The organism is Cellvibrio sp. (genome assembly GCF_053579595.1).
The window spans coordinates 1,410-17,105 of record NZ_JBRFPI010000047.1 but is presented as its reverse complement, the minus strand read 5'-3'; the positions used below and the strand labels follow the sequence as shown (position 1 = coordinate 17,105).

16 protein-coding genes are annotated in these 15,696 nt (G+C 48.9%); 10 read left to right on the top strand and 6 right to left on the bottom strand.

The genetic code is table 11. The annotated features are described in order from the left end of the window. The 7 genes from ACWA6V_RS04855 to ACWA6V_RS04825 all read left to right on the top strand — a co-directional run. On the top strand, window positions 1-507 hold a 507-nt coding region (locus ACWA6V_RS04855; RefSeq protein WP_449521428.1), incomplete at its 5' end, for a PilN domain-containing protein. Beyond that, the gene (locus ACWA6V_RS04850) at window positions 508-1,125 is read left to right on the top strand and encodes a type 4a pilus biogenesis protein PilO (RefSeq protein ID WP_449521427.1); all 618 of its coding nucleotides are present in this window, start codon (window positions 508-510) and stop codon (window positions 1,123-1,125) included. Beyond that, the gene (locus tag ACWA6V_RS04845; RefSeq protein ID WP_449521426.1) at window positions 1,122-1,646 is read left to right on the top strand and encodes a pilus assembly protein PilP; all 525 of its coding nucleotides are present in this window, start codon (window positions 1,122-1,124) and stop codon (window positions 1,644-1,646) included. Before ACWA6V_RS04850 ends, ACWA6V_RS04845 begins: the two co-directional genes overlap by 4 nt. Before the next feature lie 36 nt (window positions 1,647-1,682). Further along, window positions 1,683-3,827 carry a type IV pilus secretin PilQ gene (gene pilQ, locus ACWA6V_RS04840; protein WP_449521425.1) on the top strand — a complete coding sequence of 715 codons (2,145 nt, stop codon included), beginning with the start codon at window positions 1,683-1,685 and terminating at the stop codon, window positions 3,825-3,827. After that, entirely contained in the window at window positions 3,827-4,342 is a 516-nt protein-coding gene (aroK, locus tag ACWA6V_RS04835; RefSeq protein ID WP_449521424.1) for a shikimate kinase AroK, read from the top strand. Before pilQ ends, aroK begins: the two co-directional genes overlap by 1 nt. A gap of 116 nt (window positions 4,343-4,458) precedes the next feature. Beyond that, window positions 4,459-5,541 (top strand): 3-dehydroquinate synthase, encoded by a 1,083-nt coding sequence (gene aroB / locus ACWA6V_RS04830; RefSeq protein ID WP_449521423.1) that lies wholly within the window; start codon window positions 4,459-4,461, stop codon window positions 5,539-5,541. A 27-nt stretch (window positions 5,542-5,568) separates the two neighbouring features. Then, window positions 5,569-7,314 (top strand): AAA family ATPase, encoded by a 1,746-nt coding sequence (locus ACWA6V_RS04825; RefSeq protein WP_449521422.1) that lies wholly within the window; start codon window positions 5,569-5,571, stop codon window positions 7,312-7,314. Window positions 7,315-7,387: 73 nt separating this feature from the next. On the opposite strand, the gene gcvH is transcribed toward ACWA6V_RS04825, so the two are convergent. The 6 genes from gcvH to ACWA6V_RS04795 form a co-directional block, all read right to left on the bottom strand. Further along, on the bottom strand, window positions 7,388-7,780 hold the full coding sequence (gcvH, locus tag ACWA6V_RS04820) for a glycine cleavage system protein GcvH (protein ID WP_449521421.1): 393 nt from the start codon (window positions 7,778-7,780) through the stop codon (window positions 7,388-7,390). Between the two features lie 53 nt (window positions 7,781-7,833). Next, window positions 7,834-8,922: a glycine cleavage system aminomethyltransferase GcvT gene (gcvT, locus tag ACWA6V_RS04815; RefSeq protein WP_449521420.1), complete on the bottom strand. Its 1,089-nt coding sequence runs from the start codon at window positions 8,920-8,922 to the stop codon at window positions 7,834-7,836. A gap of 114 nt (window positions 8,923-9,036) precedes the next feature. After that, a complete protein-coding gene (locus ACWA6V_RS04810; RefSeq protein ID WP_449521419.1) occupies window positions 9,037-9,603 on the bottom strand; it encodes a YbhB/YbcL family Raf kinase inhibitor-like protein in 567 nt (188 codons plus the stop codon). Window positions 9,604-9,618: 15 nt separating this feature from the next. Then, entirely contained in the window at window positions 9,619-10,653 is a 1,035-nt protein-coding gene (locus ACWA6V_RS04805; RefSeq protein WP_449521418.1) for an FHA domain-containing protein, read from the bottom strand. Continuing rightward, window positions 10,650-12,086 (bottom strand): S1 family peptidase, encoded by a 1,437-nt coding sequence (locus ACWA6V_RS04800; protein ID WP_449521417.1) that lies wholly within the window; start codon window positions 12,084-12,086, stop codon window positions 10,650-10,652. The genes ACWA6V_RS04805 and ACWA6V_RS04800 overlap by 4 nt, the downstream gene beginning before the upstream one ends. 213 nt (window positions 12,087-12,299) lie before the next feature. After that, complete coding sequence (locus ACWA6V_RS04795; RefSeq protein WP_449521416.1) at window positions 12,300-13,016, bottom strand: double zinc ribbon domain-containing protein; 717 nt, start codon at window positions 13,014-13,016, stop codon at window positions 12,300-12,302. Between the two features lie 172 nt (window positions 13,017-13,188). Here ACWA6V_RS04795 and bioB point away from each other — a divergent pair, with 172 nt between their 5' ends. The 3 genes from bioB to ACWA6V_RS04780 form a co-directional block, all read left to right on the top strand. Then, window positions 13,189-14,247, top strand: a complete 1,059-nt coding sequence (gene bioB, locus ACWA6V_RS04790; RefSeq protein ID WP_449521415.1) for a biotin synthase BioB — start codon at window positions 13,189-13,191, stop codon at window positions 14,245-14,247. Window positions 14,248-14,312: 65 nt separating this feature from the next. Further along, the gene (gene bioF / locus ACWA6V_RS04785; protein ID WP_449521414.1) at window positions 14,313-15,494 is read left to right on the top strand and encodes an 8-amino-7-oxononanoate synthase; all 1,182 of its coding nucleotides are present in this window, start codon (window positions 14,313-14,315) and stop codon (window positions 15,492-15,494) included. Continuing rightward, on the top strand, window positions 15,487-15,696 hold a 210-nt coding region (locus tag ACWA6V_RS04780), incomplete at its 3' end, for an alpha/beta fold hydrolase (protein WP_449521413.1). The genes bioF and ACWA6V_RS04780, both read left to right, overlap by 8 nt.

Sequence of the window (15,696 nt, the reverse complement as noted above, 5' to 3'; positions counted from 1 at the left end):
ATTGGTTTGGCTGCAGCATTTGGTGCCTATGTTTGGGTGTCGAGTGTGCAATCAGCGATTGAGAATCAAAATGCCCGCAATCAACTGCTCAATCAGGAAATTGCCAAGCTTGATGCGCAAGTTAAAGAAATCAGCGAGATTAAAAAGGTGCGCGACGATTTGCTGGCCCGTATCAAAGTGATTACAGATCTTGAAGGCACTCGCCCAGTTATAGTCCGCTACTTTGATGAGCTGGCCAGATCCATTCCCGATGGAGTTTGGATTAGTTCGGCGGAGCGCAAGGGTAATGTAGTAACCATTGAAGGAGTGGCTGAATCATACAATCGTATAGCCAGCTTCTTGCGCAACCTTGAAGCATCCGATTGGTATGCATCGCATAATTTAATTTCTGTAGATGCTGCTCCTGAGGAGGGTGAGGATGCGAGTAAATTCAAAATGACTGTTGAAACCTCTGCGCCAGTTGATCCTGCTGCTGATCCTGCAAAAACCGCTGGGGGGGTAAAATAAATGTCATTTCAAGATACCCTCGACCAGCTTAAAGAGTTTGATGTAAATAACATCGACTTTGAAAAAATAGGTGTCTGGCCATGGCCGGCTAAAGTGTTTGTTTGTTTGTTACTGATTGCAGTGGTTTTTGCGGGAACTTACTACCTTAAAATCAGCGATTTAAATTTAGAGCTTGAGTCTGTTGCTGCGCAAGAGCAGACCTTAAGAGGGACCTTTGAGAAACGAAGTTTCGAAGCTGCGAATCTGGATGCTTACAAAGCGCAGATGGAAGAGATGAAGGTCACTTTTGATTCTTTGTTGTCGCGCTTGCCAGCAAAAACAGAAGTTCCGGGATTGCTAGAAGATATTGGTACACGTGGTAGTGAAAGTGGCTTGACCAACATTAATATCAACTTTCAGCCTGACGTTGTTGCAGAGTATTACATTGAGGTTCCAATCAATATATCTGCCGACGGTGGTTATCACGATATGGGCGGTTTTGTCAGCGGGGTTGCTGGTATGCCGCGTATTGTAACCTTGCATGATTTTTCGATTGCGGCATCTAAAGAAAATAAAACGTTGAGCATGAAAATTTTAGCGAAAACTTATCGCTATAAATCCCAGGAGGCCGCGAAATGAAACGGTCACTGTTAATAACACAGTTGGTTTGGCTGCTGGCACTGACAGGTTGTGGTCAATCTTCCCAACAGGACTTGATTGATTTTATGGAAGAAACAAAGCGCAGACCCAAAGGACAAATTGAGCCTTTACCTACGTTTAGTCCTTATCAACCATTTACTTACAGTGCTATGACTTTGCGTAGCCCTTTTGAAAAGCCTATTCCGATAGATGAATCGGCTGCCAAAGGTGGTCGCGCGGTTGCTCCGGATTTAACAAGAGAAAAAGAGTTCCTTGAAGGTTTCAATATTACTTCGCTCAAAATGGTTGGCACTATTAGCAAAGGTGGCCAGTTGTGGGCGCTTATTGATGATGGAGCAAATAGTGTCGTGCCAGCAACTGTTGGAAATTACTTGGGGATGAACCACGGCAAAATAATATCCACCAGTTCAACGCAAATTGAAGTGATGGAAATTGTGGGTGATGGTTCCAATGGTTGGGTTGAACGTCCCAGAATTATTAAATTAGAAGAGAAGGAATAAGCGGAAATGTGTGCTCTATTCACTCCGGGGTTGAATATGCGTAAATTTGTTGTGGCATTTATTTGTTTGGTGGTTTCGCCGTTAACATTGGCGAGCACTCTGAATGAAATTAATTTTTTCCAGCTGCCGGGGGAGCGTTTTGAGGTACGTATGTCCTTCGATACGCCACCACCGCAACCTAAAGGTTATACCATCGAAAAGCCTGCACGCATCGTGCTCGATTTCCCTGATGTGGTAAGTGGGTTGAAAGAACGCCGCTTTCCTCTGGCTGTCGATAATGGTCAAAGTGCGATGGTGCTTACGAGCGAAGGCCGTACCCGATTGATTTTAAATCTTAATGATTTGGCCTCATACACTACGCGTACCGATGGCAATAGTTTTATCGTCGAAGTTGGTGCAGCAAAAGGTGCTGATACTGGGCAGGCAAGTCGTCCTGCCGTCGAAGTTGCTACCAAGTCTACTTATAAAGAAAAAGACACCTTAGGCAATCAAACCAAGATCACCAATATCGATTTTCGTCGTGGTACTGCGGGCGAGGGGCGTGTCATTGTTACCCTGTCCAATCCCAAGGTGAGTGCCGATATGGTGAGTACTGGCGCAGGTGTGAAGTTATCGTTTAAGGATGCATGGTTACCTCCAGAGCTGCGCCGTCGTTTGGATGTGGTTGACTTTGCAACTCCTGTATCTCTGGTTAGTGCTACTCAAGAAGGTGAGAGTTCCGTACTTAATGTCAGTGCGGGTGGTGATTTTGATTATCTCGCCTATCAAACAGATAATGAATATGTATTGAGTATTAAACCGCTGACAGAGCAGGAAAAACTGGAGAAGAAAAAAGATTTTGAATATACCGGTGAAAAGTTATCGCTGGATTTCCAGGACATTGAAGTGCGCGCGGTACTGCAAATTATCGCAGATTTCACTGAGTTGAATTTGGTGGCGAGCGACACTGTGCAGGGGCGTATTACCTTGCGCTTGCAGAATGTTCCATGGGACCAAGCTCTAGAAATGGTGCTAAAAAACAAAGGTCTGGATAAGCGTCAAGTAGGTAACGTGTTGATGGTAGCACCCGCAGCAGAAATTGCTGAGCGTGAGCGTCAGGAAATTACCACCAAGAAACAACTCGAAGAATTGGCTCCATTGCGAACTGAATATATCCGCGTACGTTATGCTAATGCGAAAGAAATGTTTGAGCTGTTTAGTGATGGAGGCGGTGGCGGTGGCGGTGGCGGTGGTCAAGGCGGCAATCGCGCAACGGGGAGTGTCTTATCTGAGCGTGGTCAAGGTGTAGTAGATGAGCGTACTAACTCGATTATTATTACTGATACAGCTGAGCGTATTGAAGCCTTCAAGCGTTTAGTTGATCAGATAGATATACCTATTCGCCAAGTGATGATTGAGGCGAGAATTGTAATTGCTAACACTGACTTTGAGCGCGAGCTGGGTATCCGTTGGGGGGGCGTTGGTTATAATGCCAATAGAAATCGTGTAATCGATTTTGCGGGTTCCCAAGAAGGATTGGATGATGAAGATGGTACTCATCCATCGCGTTGGTTTAACCCCGGGCCGGACGATGATGACAATACTTTGAATCTTACAGAGAATAACGTGGTTGATTTGGCTGTGAATGATCCTTATGCGAGCGCTGCGATCGGTATCTTGACTGACAGCACGTATCTGGATTTAGAGCTAAGCGCATTGGAAAACTCTGGTTATGCTGAGATTGTCTCTCAGCCCAAAGTCATCACCAGTGATAAACAATTGGCCATTATTAAGTCAGGTAAAGAAATCGGGTTTTTGGAAACCGCGCCTAGTGGTGGTACGACGACTGGTTTCCGCGAGGCGGTGTTAAAACTTGAAGTAACTCCGCAAATTACACCTGATAACCGCATTATTATGGACTTAAATGTATGGAAGGATTCAGTTGCTTCTATTGAGGTATCTGGTCGCCCAACCTTGGATATCACTCGCTTGCAGACCAAGGTTCTCGTGAATAATGGTCAGACAGTAGTTTTGGGTGGAGTCTTTTCATTGGAGGGAACCAAGGGAGAGAATAAGGTTCCGGTATTGGGTGATATCCCCTATCTCGGTCGTTTATTCAAGAAGACTGTGGATAATCAATTCAAAACTGAGTTGTTGATTTTTGTTACCCCCAAGTTGATGTCGGATACCCTAGCAAACTAATGCGTAAACCCAATGTCTTTCTGGTCGGCCCCATGGGGGCCGGCAAATCTACCATAGGCCGTTTATTGGCTACTGAATTAAACCTGAGTTTTCGCGACAGTGACCGTGTTATAGAAGAGCGAACGGGGGCTGATATTCCCTGGATCTTTGATATGGAAGGTGAAGAGGGCTTTCGTGAGCGCGAAACAGCGGTGTTATTGGAATTGGCCAATGAACATGATGCTGTTATTGCGACCGGCGGTGGAATAGTTTTGCGTGCGCAAAATCGTGAAATGATGAAATCATCGGGTTTTGTTTGTTATCTCACAGCGTCTATCGACCAACTGGTTGAGCGCACCGCGCGCGATAAAAAGCGTCCCTTGTTGCAAGTTGAAAATCCGCGCCAAAAAATTATCGATTTACTCGCTTTGCGCGATCCTCTGTATCACGATGCGGCTGATTTTGTTGTGAATACCGATCGCCGCTCTCCGAAAGCAGTCGCTCAGGAAATTGCATCGCTCGTGCAGGATGCCTGATCAGTCCAGGTTCTCTCTTCGATTGCCCGTTTTCCCTACATTCTCCATCTCTGATATCAGCTGCACTTTGTGATAAAGTGCGGCTGTTTTCTACATCTCCGCAAAAGGCTCCTTTTATGCAGGTTTTAACCGTTAATCTGGATGACCGCAGCTATCCAATTTATATCGGCGAGCAATTGTTGTCGCAGCCCGGCTTGATTCGTCAACATATTCGCGGACGTCAGGTTTGTGTGGTAACCAATGAAACTGTAGCGCCCCTGTATCTCGATCAACTTTGCGCTGCGCTCGATGGTTATCAAATCGATAGTGTGATCTTGCCAGACGGCGAAAGCCATAAAACCCTGGATGTATGGGCCAGCATTTTTGATAAGTTGCTCAGTGCGCGCCACAACCGCACTACTACCTTGATTGCGCTCGGTGGTGGAGTGGTTGGTGATATGACTGGCTTTGCTGCGGCTTGTTACCAGCGTGGTGTTGATTTCATCCAGATCCCAACGACTTTATTGTCGATGGTTGATTCATCTGTTGGTGGTAAAACCGGTGTAAATCATCCGCTTGGCAAAAATATGATTGGTGCTTTCTATCAGCCACTCTGTGTGCTTGCGGATACCTCATTATTAACCACTTTGCCTAGGCGTGAATTATCCGCAGGCATTGCAGAGATAGTTAAATACGGCTTGATTTCTGACTACGATTTTTTTGTCTGGTTAGAAAATAATATGGATCAGCTGCTCGCTGGTGATATGGCAGCACTTGCCTATGCGGTTAAGCGCTCCTGCGAAAATAAGGCCGATGTTGTGGCGAAAGATGAGCGCGAAGGCGGCTTACGCGCGATTCTGAATTTAGGTCATACGTTTGGCCACGCTATTGAAACTGCTCAAGGCTATGGTAATTGGTTGCATGGAGAGGCAGTTGCTGCAGGCATGGTAATGGCTGCCGATTTGTCCTGGCGGCGCGGCGCTATTAGCGCAGAAGAACTGACGCGGATAATTCATTTGCTGCAACGCGCAGATTTACCGATAAAAGCACCAGCTGATATGACCCCTGCACAATTTATGGAATTAATGGGTGTCGATAAAAAAGTATTGGATGGGCGTTTACGTTTGGTGTTGCTGGAGTCTATGGGTAAAGCAATTATTACCAGCGATATCGATGCGGGAATGCTGCAAGATACTTTTGAAGCTTGCAAAGCGAATTAACGAAACAGATCACAAGAGACAGACATCATGACGAGAGAGTCACCGATGCGTGCCCAGCCGGACAGTCGCCTACTCGATCACGGCGATTCACAACAGGGTTATTTGTTTGATGAGCCGGATGATGAACATCCTGAGGATCAGCTACTGGCAGATTATCGCCAGCGCTATGGTTTGTCAGAAGATCCTTTTGCGCATGATTATTCATTCCCCTTGTTCACTGGTGCTGGCCGTAGGCAGTTGCTTGACCAGTTATTACATCTCTGCCAATTCAGTAATAGTGTACTTGCTGTTCTGGGTGAGCATGGCGTGGGCAAAACCAGGATTGCCCACGCGTTTATGGATTCGCTTTCAGACCAGGATCAAATTTGTTTTTTGAGCTTGCGCTCTGGTCAGAGTCTCGAACAAATTTTGTTGCCGATTATTCAATCCTTTGGTGTTGAGACCAGTGGCGTCGCTTCAACTGAAAGTCTGTTGGCGGCTCTCGAAGCATTTATTGCCGAAGAAGCTGTGTCAGATGATGATGGTTTGGCAGTTGTAGTATTGGATAATGCCCAGTTGTTGGATGACCAATCCATCTCGGTATTGACCTCTCTACTCAGTAATTTTCCGCAACAAAATCGTTTGCATCTTGCGCTGTTTGGTGAACCGCAATTGATGCATCGTCTGGAACGTTTGAGTCCGGAAAATTTATTAATCAATGATTTCCATCTGCAACCATTTGGTTTGTTGGAGACAGTTGATTATTTAAATTTCCGCATGGAGATGGCCGATTATCTTGGCCCTGAAATTTTTACTGAGTCGATGGTTGAGCCTTGGTGGCGACAGACCCATGGGCAGCTAAATGTATTGCACGAATTGGCGCAGGAGCGCTTGCTCGAATCTGTAACGCCTCCATCTCCATCAAGCAAACGCCCTTTGCCGGTGGTGCATATCATTGCCATATCCATGTTGATTGCGGTGGTAGGTGTAGCATTTCTGTATATGGGTGATGACAAAACGCAGGCACCGACGAATTCATCTCTAGCCAATTCAACCGCGCTGCCCACAGCAGCGCTCCGACCAGAAACTACCCAGCCACCATCGGTGTCGCCAGCAGGTGTGGATAATGAGAATGCAGAGTTAAGCTCTACAGATACGCCTGTTCAGCCATTGTTGGAGTCCTTGCCTCAACCCTTGCAACCTAACCAACAAGTGCAACCTGCAACACAGCCCATACAAACTGCGCAAACCTCTGCATCGACTGCTGTGCTCAGTGAAGATATGCCAAAAGAGGAGATTGTTCCGTTAGCGCAACTACCTACCGCACCCCCGAAGCAAGCCCAGTCAATACCTGATCCTATGCCGGTTGCGCAAGCTAAACCGGTAGAGCTTGCGCCGCAGCCAGTTTCACAACCTGAAGTGAAGGTTGTTAAGCCTGAACCGGAAGTAATTAAGCCAGCAGTAAAATCCGTATTCACTGCGGCGATTGGTGCTGGTGCGCAGGAGCGCAATATTCTTTCTTGGAAGCCCAGTGAATACACAATCCAATTATTGGGCGTCAGCAGTGAAAAAGCAGCGCGGGATTTTGTTGCTTCCCAAGCAAATAAAAAAGATCTTTTGGTGTTCAAGAGCAAACGTCAAGGCAAGGATTGGTTTGTGGTGATTACTGGCCGCTACACAAGTTCTGCTCAGGCACGTCAAGCAATTGCCCGATTGCCCGACGCCCAGCGCGATGCAGGTCCCTGGCCGCGCGATATAAAAACGATTCAAAATGAAATTAAATCGGCGTTGTAATTCGATGTGAAAAATGTGGGCATAAAAAAACCCGGCATTTGCCGCGTTTTTTTGTAGGGTGCAAAATAGGAAATTATTCATCGCTTTCCAAGACTTCACCATATTCACTTGCATCCGGCGCTTCATCAAGTTCAGCCAAATCGTCGGGTTTAACGCGAAAGAACCAGCCGTCATCGTAAGGTGAGCTGTTCACGGTTTCAGGTGCATCTTGCAGTGCTTCGTTAACAGCAACGACTTCGCCGGACACCAGCGAGTAAATATCGGATGCTGCTTTAACGGATTCGACTACGCCAGCTTCTTCGCCCAGTGCAATGCGGGTGCCTACTTCGGGGGTTTCTACATAGACAACATCACCCAGGGCATCTTGGGCATGGTCGGTAATACCGATGGTGACAGTGCCGTCTTCTTCAACACGCGCCCACTCGTGGCTGCTCAAATATTTCAGTTCTTTGCGAATATCACTCATGATCTTGTTCCTGTGGTAGTTCCGGTAAGAATTTTAAACGATCAACGTTATGTTCAGATTAGGGCTTTGCCATTGCGTACAAAATTGGGTGCGACTACCTCAACGGTTACTTGCTTGCCGCGCATTTCCACTTGGCAGTGGGCGCCAATGCTGCGAGGCACTCGCGCTAAAGCAATAGAATAGCCCAAGCTGGGCGAAAATGTCCCGCTGGTGATAACGCCTTTTTCATCGCTGCCGTCGACTGTAACGATTTGCTCTGCGCGCAATACACCGCGTTCGCGCAGCACCAATCCCACCAGCTTGTGAGTCGATGCTGCCGCTTTTTGCGACTCCAAAACTGCGCGGCCGATAAAGTCGCGTGAGTCTGGTTGCCACGCGATAGTCCAGCCCATATTGGCGGCGAGCGGCGATACGGATTCATCCATCTCATGGCCGTAAAGATTCATACCTGCTTCGAGTCGCAAGGTATCCCGTGCGCCCAAACCGCAGGGTGCTACACCTGCATCGGCCAAAGCCTGCCACAAACTGACAGCGGCTTCGTTGGGCAACATGATTTCCAGACCGTCTTCGCCGGTATAACCGGTGCGGGCAATAAACCAATCGCCCGCAGGCAGGCCTTGGAATACTTGCAGGCTAGCGATTATCGCCGCCTGTTCAGCGCTAAGCAGCGATGAGGCGATGCGAATTGCATCTGGCCCTTGCACCGCGATCATCGCCAATTCAGCGCGCTCGGTTATTGCGACAGAGAACGTCTTTGCGACTTGGTTCATCCAGGCGAGGTCTTTTTCGCGGGTGCTGCAGTTAACGACAGCGCGGTACCAATCGCCGAGGTTATAGACGATCAAATCATCGATCACGCCACCGTCATGGTTGAGCATGCCGCTATAGAGTGCTTTGCCATAGAGCGAATCTAGCTTGGCGACGTCGTTAGCGAGCAGGTATTGCAGATAGGCTTTGGCATCGGAGCCAGTCACATCCACCACGGTCATATGGGAAACATCAAACATCCCCGCCGATTGGCGCACCTTATGGTGCTCCTCGATCTGAGAGCCGTAATGCAGTGGCATATCCCAGCCGCCAAAGTCCACGAGTTTGCCGCCCATGGCTTGATGGGTGGCATAGAGAGCGGTTTTGTTGCCCATTGGAATACCTGCGCAGAAGGGTGGGTTGGAAAAAGGGCGCCATTCTAGGCGCGCGGGCGGATACTGTCCAACGAATCGGCGCGGGCGATAACAATGCCCGCACCGATAGGGAGATTAGCGCCCGTAGTAGGCAGTAAAGCTGGCTTGGCCGATACGATTGGCGTTGATCATGTAGCCGATCAGTGCGGCGGTTGCATCGGAAGGGACTTCGATTTTCTCGGTTTTAAGTGCGTGCAGAGTAAAAATATAGCGGTGCGGTTTATCGCCCACTGGCGGGCAAGCGCCACCAAAACCGGGAGCGCCAAAATCCGTGCGGCCTTGCAGGCTGCCGGCAGGCAGTTTTTTGCCATCGGCTGTGCCTACGCCTGCTGCCAATTTGTTAGTGGTAGCGGGAAGGTTGTACACCACCCAATGCCACCAACCAGAACCTGTGGGAGCATCCGGATCGTATACAGTGAGTGCAAAACTCTTGGTGCCTTCAGGGGCATTAGCCCACACCAACTCTGGTGAGATATTGTTGCCGGTGCAGCCAAAACCACTAAACACCTGATCAGCGCCCAAGGTGGATTCTGGTTTGATAGTCGGGCTTGAGAGTTTGAAATCGGCCGCTGCTACAAGGCTGTTTAAGGCCAGTGCACCGAATAATCCCAGCGCGATTTTTACACTGTGTTGGTTAAACATGGGTTTCTCCTTTTGTCAGTTCTGTTGTTCAGGTTGTTCTGGATTATCTGTCGGAGCTTCAGGTTCTGCTGCATCTTTGTTGTCTTTTTCAGTGCTATCTTTTTCGGGATTGTCTTTGCGCTCCCCATCAACTTTCTCTTTCAATTCCTGCATATCCGCTATAAATTCTTCCAGGCTGTGATCGCGGCTAAGGCGCACAGATGGCGGATAAATGCGGCTCATATAAAGTTCGTCTGACAAGTGATTGCTCGCCTGATATTCCTTGGTCATAGTGATGACAGAGCCCAGAATTGCGATTGCTGCCAAATAGATTTTTAAACGATGTGGGCGCTTATTACCAGCAGTCAGAAAGTGGAAATAAAGCACAATCGCGCAAATGAAAATAATTGGATGCACACTAAATGTTTGCAGTGATTCCCAGCTAAATGCATAAGCAGTCAGGCCACTGAGGTGTTCCCATAATTCCAGAAACGCCAAGCCTGCACTGGCAATAAACAAGTGGCGCCCAAAACGTGCGTGGCCGGTAAACAGTTTGCCAAACAGCGCCCAGATGCCACTCCAACCAATCGCAAAGCCGAATACGCTAACCAATTCCAATAAATATTTGCTAAGCGTGCCCTGGTTGAGATCGGGAAGCCAGGTACTGAGCAGGCCAGTTACTAACAACAAGAGCAAACCGGTGAGGGCTGGGAACATTCCTTCCCAGCGATGATTGGTTAAATCGGTTACTTCAGCGGTGACTTTGTAATCGGCCGTGCGAATGCGCAAGCGCGTGTGGCCGAGGCGATAAATATTATCGCCTCCCACAACAAAAAAATTCTCACGGGTATTGGCGTAAGTGATGCCGTTGTAACTGCCTAAATCCGCGATTATCAATTCATCCAGTTGATTCAATTCAATCTGTGCATGATGCGCGGCAGTATGTGGGTCATCGAGAATAATATCGTTGTCGTAAGCACGGCCGATGGTGATTGGCAGATGCGTCACTTTGCTGCGATGTAATACTTCGCCATCGGGTGTTAATTGCTCAACAAAAATGGAGTGGCTCATTGTGCGGCCTCCATAGTGTCGGATTTATTTTGCGCTGATTCAGTATTGGATGTATCGCTTGCATCAGTTTTAATGCTGTCATCGAGTACAGGTTTTGTTTCGTCATCCGTTTTTGTAATGCGATCAATGCCCTGCAAAAATTGGTTAATTAATTTCTTGCCGTTGCTGTAGGAGACACCTTGGATATTGATCATGCTTTGCAAATTTTTTTCGCTGTCGTCAGTGCTCGCGGTGATCAACGTGAAATCGTAGAGCTCCTTAAATTTGTGATAAGCCTCAGCGCATACTAGCGCGCGCAGCGAAATATTATTGTGTTTAATGAAATCTTCTGTGCAGGCTGCGGGTGTAATGGTTTCGCTTTTTGCTGTGCTATACACTTGGCCGTTAAACATATTGGTGGTTAGCTGCGCAAACTGCATCGCGTTGAGTTTTTTGTTGTGCGCGTACTTATGATGCATGCTGATATGACCGGTTTGCATGTCACCCGACACAAAAATCGCCGATTCCATCGAGCAGTTAATACTCGCAATGGTGTAGGCCTTTTTCGCCGAGCTGTCAGTATTGCCCCAGCAGCGCACTTGGTCGGATTCGCGCACCGGAACACGATAGGGGCCTAAATCTTTAATGCTGAATGGTTTTTCCAATAATTTATCCACCATCACCGCTTGGTGCTCCAGCAACTGCTCGCCAATGATAGGTTTAAAATCGGTGGGCGGTGTCATATCGGCGGTGACGCGCGCAAGCAAGGCCTGCACGTAGCGCACCGGAACCAAGAAGCTCACCAATTCGCCATCGCGTCTGTGTGCAACGTTTACGCCCGCGACTTGTCCATCAGCGGTCACATTAGGACCACCACTCATGCCTGCGTTAACCGGGCCTGTGAACATGAGCTGATCGGAAAATCCGCGTGCGCTGATACCGTTATAAGTGCCTTCAGAAATGGTAAATCCCAAATCGAGAGGATTGCCGAGCGAATATAAATGTTGCCCTTGATTTAATTTCACCAGTGCGGGTTGCTCGCTGCCATTGACAGCGTGCGGCACTTTGAAAAAACCACTGCCATTGCGCGCAATGCGCACGACAGCCAAATCGTGCAATACATCGACTGCCAGTAATTCAAGCGCACCACTCTTACCGCTGGTGTCCTTGTATTCACCAAAATAGGTTTCTGGCTCCAGCGCAATTTGCGATACCACATGGAAATTGGTCACTACCAAATTCGAATTGCCAATTAAAAAGCCCGAACCAACTGAAGATTGGCTATTGCCGTTTTTCAGCAATACGCGCAACTGCAATAAGTCTTGCTGGGCAGACGCATAGAGTTGCTGGGCGGCAGACGATGGAAGCGGCGGGGCAGTTTCAGCCAAAGCGGGCATACTCAAGCTGATGGCCAATGCAATGGCGCGAGTCAGCAGGCGATAGGAAAAACTCATGAAAATCCTTGCAGCAATTAGGGTAATAAAAAGAGTTAGCGTAAACGGCCATTGGCGATAAACAAAATCGTCGCGGTAAAGGATAGTGGCTGTGACGGGATAGTAGCGACTATTTCTCTACTGAGGTAGCACGATTTGTCTTGCTCGCTGCAAATGTTGCATGGCAAACAAGCTAATACGCCCGTGTATCAGCGGCAGTTCAATCGAGCTTGCCTAGTGATCCGGCGTGCGCGCCAAGGCCCAAATGTCCACCTGTTTGGCGCCGGCTTTAAGCAATAGTTCACTCAAGGTGCGTGCCGTGGCGGTGGTGGTAACTACATCGTCAATCAGCGCGATCTTTGAAGCGCGAATTTTTACCGAATATGCCGGTTTTATGCTGAATGACTGGCGTAAATTCTTTAACCGCTGTGCGCGGCTTAACCCTTTCTGCGAATGGTGATAATGCTCTTGTCGGCAGGCTGATAGCACTGGAATCTCCAGGTGTTTACCTACCCAGTAGGCCATAAGTTCGCTCTGGTTAAAGCCGCGCTGCCAGCGTTTTCGCCAGTGGATAGGCACAGGCACTAAAAAATCCGGGCGCTCACTGTGCCTGCAGGTCTCGGCCAGCAAACGTGCGAGTAGTTTGCCGCTGCTCAGCTGGCGCCGGTATTTAAACTGGTGAATCAGGTGGTCAAGCGGATGCTCGTAACGAAAGGCGATACTGGATTGGCGAAAAGCTGGCGGTTTTTGCAGGCATTTGCCGCACAGGTTTGCGTCGCTAGTCATTGGCAGGGCGCAGCAGCGGCATAAAAAGGGTTCGCGGTTCAAGCGCGGGAGGGCGGCATCGCATTCGGGGCAGAGTAGCTGAAAGTCGGCGCTGGCGAGGCCGCACATCAAGCAAGGGGCTGGCAGCAGGTGGTTGAGCAGGTTGGTGAGGGTCAAGCGCAGCATAAAAATCCCTATCAGATGCATCCTTGGTGGTGGCATTGTCGATATTGCCTGAGCTTTTGTCAAAATGGAGTTGTAAACCCGAATTGAGCTTTTGGGTTGACAGCTTTTTTTGCTCAGTTAAGATGCGGTCATAGTCCGAACACTTTTGCCCAGAACACAATGGAACGCACCTATGAATGCCAGCCTTGCTCCGACCATCAGACACGATTGGACCCGCGCCGAAATCACCACCCTGTTTGCACTTCCCTTTAGCGACCTGATGTTCCAGGCGCAGAGCGTGCACCGCGCCCATTTCAATCCCAACGAAGTGCAGGTCAGTACGCTCTGCTCGATCAAAACCGGCGCCTGCCCGGAAGACTGCGCCTATTGTCCGCAGTCTGCCCGTTACGACACCGGCCTGGAGCGCGAAAAGTTGATGGCAGTGGAAAAGGTAATAGAGGAAGCCAAAGCGGCTAAGGCCTCGGGCGCGACGCGTTTCTGCATGGGCGCTGCCTGGCGCTCACCCAAAAACAAAGACATGCCTTATGTAACCACCATGGTGCAGGGCGTTAAGGCGCTCGGTTTGGAAACCTGCATGACTTTGGGGATGCTGGACGAAGCCCAGGCGCAGGAATTGGCTGATGCCGGTTTGGATTACTACAACCACAATCTCGATACCTCGCCCGAATACTACGGTGAAATCATTACTACCCGCACTTATCAAGACCGATTGGAAACCCTGGCCAACGTGCGCAAGGCCGGTATGAAAGTCTGCTGCGGCGGAATTGTCGGTATGGGCGAAGAGGAAAATGATCGCGCCGGTCTGCTGCAGCAGCTTGCCAATATGCCGGAACATCCCGAATCTGTGCCCATCAACATGCTGGTAAAAGTCGGCGGTACGCCATTGGAAAATGAAGCGGATCTCGATCCGTTTGATTTTCTCCGTACCATCGCCGTCGCCCGTATTTTGATGCCGCAATCACACGTGCGCCTCTCTGCTGGTCGAGAGCAAATGAACGAACAAACCCAGGCGATGGCTTTCCTCGCTGGCGCTAACTCGATTTTCTACGGCGAAAAATTATTGACCACACCCAACCCTGAAGCCAACAAAGATATGCAGTTGTTCAAAAAGCTCGGCATCAAGCCCGAAGCTTATGAAGTGCATGAAGATGAAAGCGAGCAGGAGGCATCGATAGTGCATCAGTTGCAAGAAGCGGCAATGGATTCGATGTTTTATAACGCTGCAAAATAAGTTTCACTTTGTGATTATCCCTACGGCGGGTTGCTTCGCTAACCCGCCCTACATGTGCCTCATTCATGTCCTCTCATCTCGATCAAGTTCTTGCTCCTGCTCTTATTGAACGCCGCGCTGCGCACCTTTATCGCACACGCAAATTATTGCAGTCGCCGCAAACGCCGAATGTCATTGTGGATGGCAAAAACTATCTCGCGTTTTGCAGCAATGATTATTTGGGGTTGGCAAACCACCCTGATGTAATTGCCGCATTGCAACAATCAGCAGCGATATTTGGCGTGGGTAGCGGCGCATCGCATTTGGTTGCCGGTCACTCAAGCGAACATCACGCATTGGAGGAAGAGCTGGCCGAATTTACTGGCCGCGACCGTGCGTTATTATTTTCTACTGGCTATATGGCCAATATGGGCGCAATTACGGCGCTAGTCGGTCAAGGTAATGCGGTATTTGAAGACCGTTTAAATCACGCGAGCTTGTTAGATGCGGGCTTGTTAAGCGGCGCGCGCTTCCAGCGTTTTTTGCACAATGATTTGGAAAATTTGCAACACCGTTTGGATAAAACCGATGCGCAGCGAAAATTAATTGTCGTTGATGGCGTATTCAGTATGGATGGTGATTGCGCGCCCCTGCCTGAACTCGCCGCACTTGCGCAAAAAAATAATGCCTGGTTGATGGTGGATGATGCGCACGGTTTTGGCTGCCTAGGTAAAACCGGTGCAGGTAGTGCCGAGTATTTTGGTTTAACGCAAGAGCAGTTGCCAATTTTAATGGGCACGCTCGGCAAGGCCGCTGGCAGTTTCGGCGCATTTATCGCGGGCAGTGAAACTTTAATCGAAACACTGATCCAGTTTGCGCGTCCCTATATTTATACCACTGCGATGCCGCCGTCAGTGGCTGCTGCTACACGGGCTAGTCTGCGTTTAATCCAAACCGAACACTGGCGGCGTGAACATCTCAACAACTTAATTGCGCATTTTCGCGCAGGCGCACAAGCGCTGAATTTACAGTTAATGGATTCGTTTTCACCCATCCAGCCGATTGTCATCGGCGATGAAGCCAAAGCTTTATTAATATCGCAAAAATTGGCCGAGCGCGGCATTTTAATTATTGCCATTCGCCCCCCGACAGTTCCTGTAGGCAGCTCGCGCTTGCGCATCACTTTTTCCGCAGAGCATAGAGTTGCGCAGGTAGACCTCTTATTAGTTGCATTGGCTGAAATCATGCGCGAGGTTGCGCATGATTAATGTAGTGTTGATTCATGGCTGGGGCTGCGATAGCCGCACTTGGCTGCCGCTTGTAGAATCTTTGCAAGCTTTCGCCTCCATCAAGTTAATTGATTTGCCTGGCTTTGGCGCAGCTGAGCCTATTCCAAATTTTTCATTGGATACAGTGTTGGAAAAAATTGCTGCGCAATTGCCACAAGATGCAGTTGTGATGGGCTGGTCG

What these genes read in the sequence shown, in the direction of transcription:
- bioF (WP_449521414.1), top strand. Translation starts at nt 14,313, where the DNA reads ATGTCCTCTCATCTCGATCAAGTTCTTGCTCCTGCTCTTATTGAACGC.
- ACWA6V_RS04805 (WP_449521418.1), bottom strand. Translation starts at nt 10,653, where the DNA reads ATGAGCCACTCCATTTTTGTTGAGCAATTAACACCCGATGGCGAAGTA.
- aroB (WP_449521423.1), top strand. Translation starts at nt 4,459, where the DNA reads ATGCAGGTTTTAACCGTTAATCTGGATGACCGCAGCTATCCAATTTAT.
- ACWA6V_RS04795 (WP_449521416.1), bottom strand. Translation starts at nt 13,016, where the DNA reads ATGCTGCGCTTGACCCTCACCAACCTGCTCAACCACCTGCTGCCAGCC.
- pilQ (WP_449521425.1), top strand. Translation starts at nt 1,683, where the DNA reads ATGCGTAAATTTGTTGTGGCATTTATTTGTTTGGTGGTTTCGCCGTTA.
- ACWA6V_RS04810 (WP_449521419.1), bottom strand. Translation starts at nt 9,603, where the DNA reads ATGTTTAACCAACACAGTGTAAAAATCGCGCTGGGATTATTCGGTGCA.
- aroK (WP_449521424.1), top strand. Translation starts at nt 3,827, where the DNA reads ATGCGTAAACCCAATGTCTTTCTGGTCGGCCCCATGGGGGCCGGCAAA.
- bioB (WP_449521415.1), top strand. Translation starts at nt 13,189, where the DNA reads ATGAATGCCAGCCTTGCTCCGACCATCAGACACGATTGGACCCGCGCC.
- gcvH (WP_449521421.1), bottom strand. Translation starts at nt 7,780, where the DNA reads ATGAGTGATATTCGCAAAGAACTGAAATATTTGAGCAGCCACGAGTGG.
- ACWA6V_RS04825 (WP_449521422.1), top strand. Translation starts at nt 5,569, where the DNA reads ATGACGAGAGAGTCACCGATGCGTGCCCAGCCGGACAGTCGCCTACTC.
- gcvT (WP_449521420.1), bottom strand. Translation starts at nt 8,922, where the DNA reads ATGGGCAACAAAACCGCTCTCTATGCCACCCATCAAGCCATGGGCGGC.
- ACWA6V_RS04845 (WP_449521426.1), top strand. Translation starts at nt 1,122, where the DNA reads ATGAAACGGTCACTGTTAATAACACAGTTGGTTTGGCTGCTGGCACTG.
- ACWA6V_RS04850 (WP_449521427.1), top strand. Translation starts at nt 508, where the DNA reads ATGTCATTTCAAGATACCCTCGACCAGCTTAAAGAGTTTGATGTAAAT.
- ACWA6V_RS04800 (WP_449521417.1), bottom strand. Translation starts at nt 12,086, where the DNA reads ATGAGTTTTTCCTATCGCCTGCTGACTCGCGCCATTGCATTGGCCATC.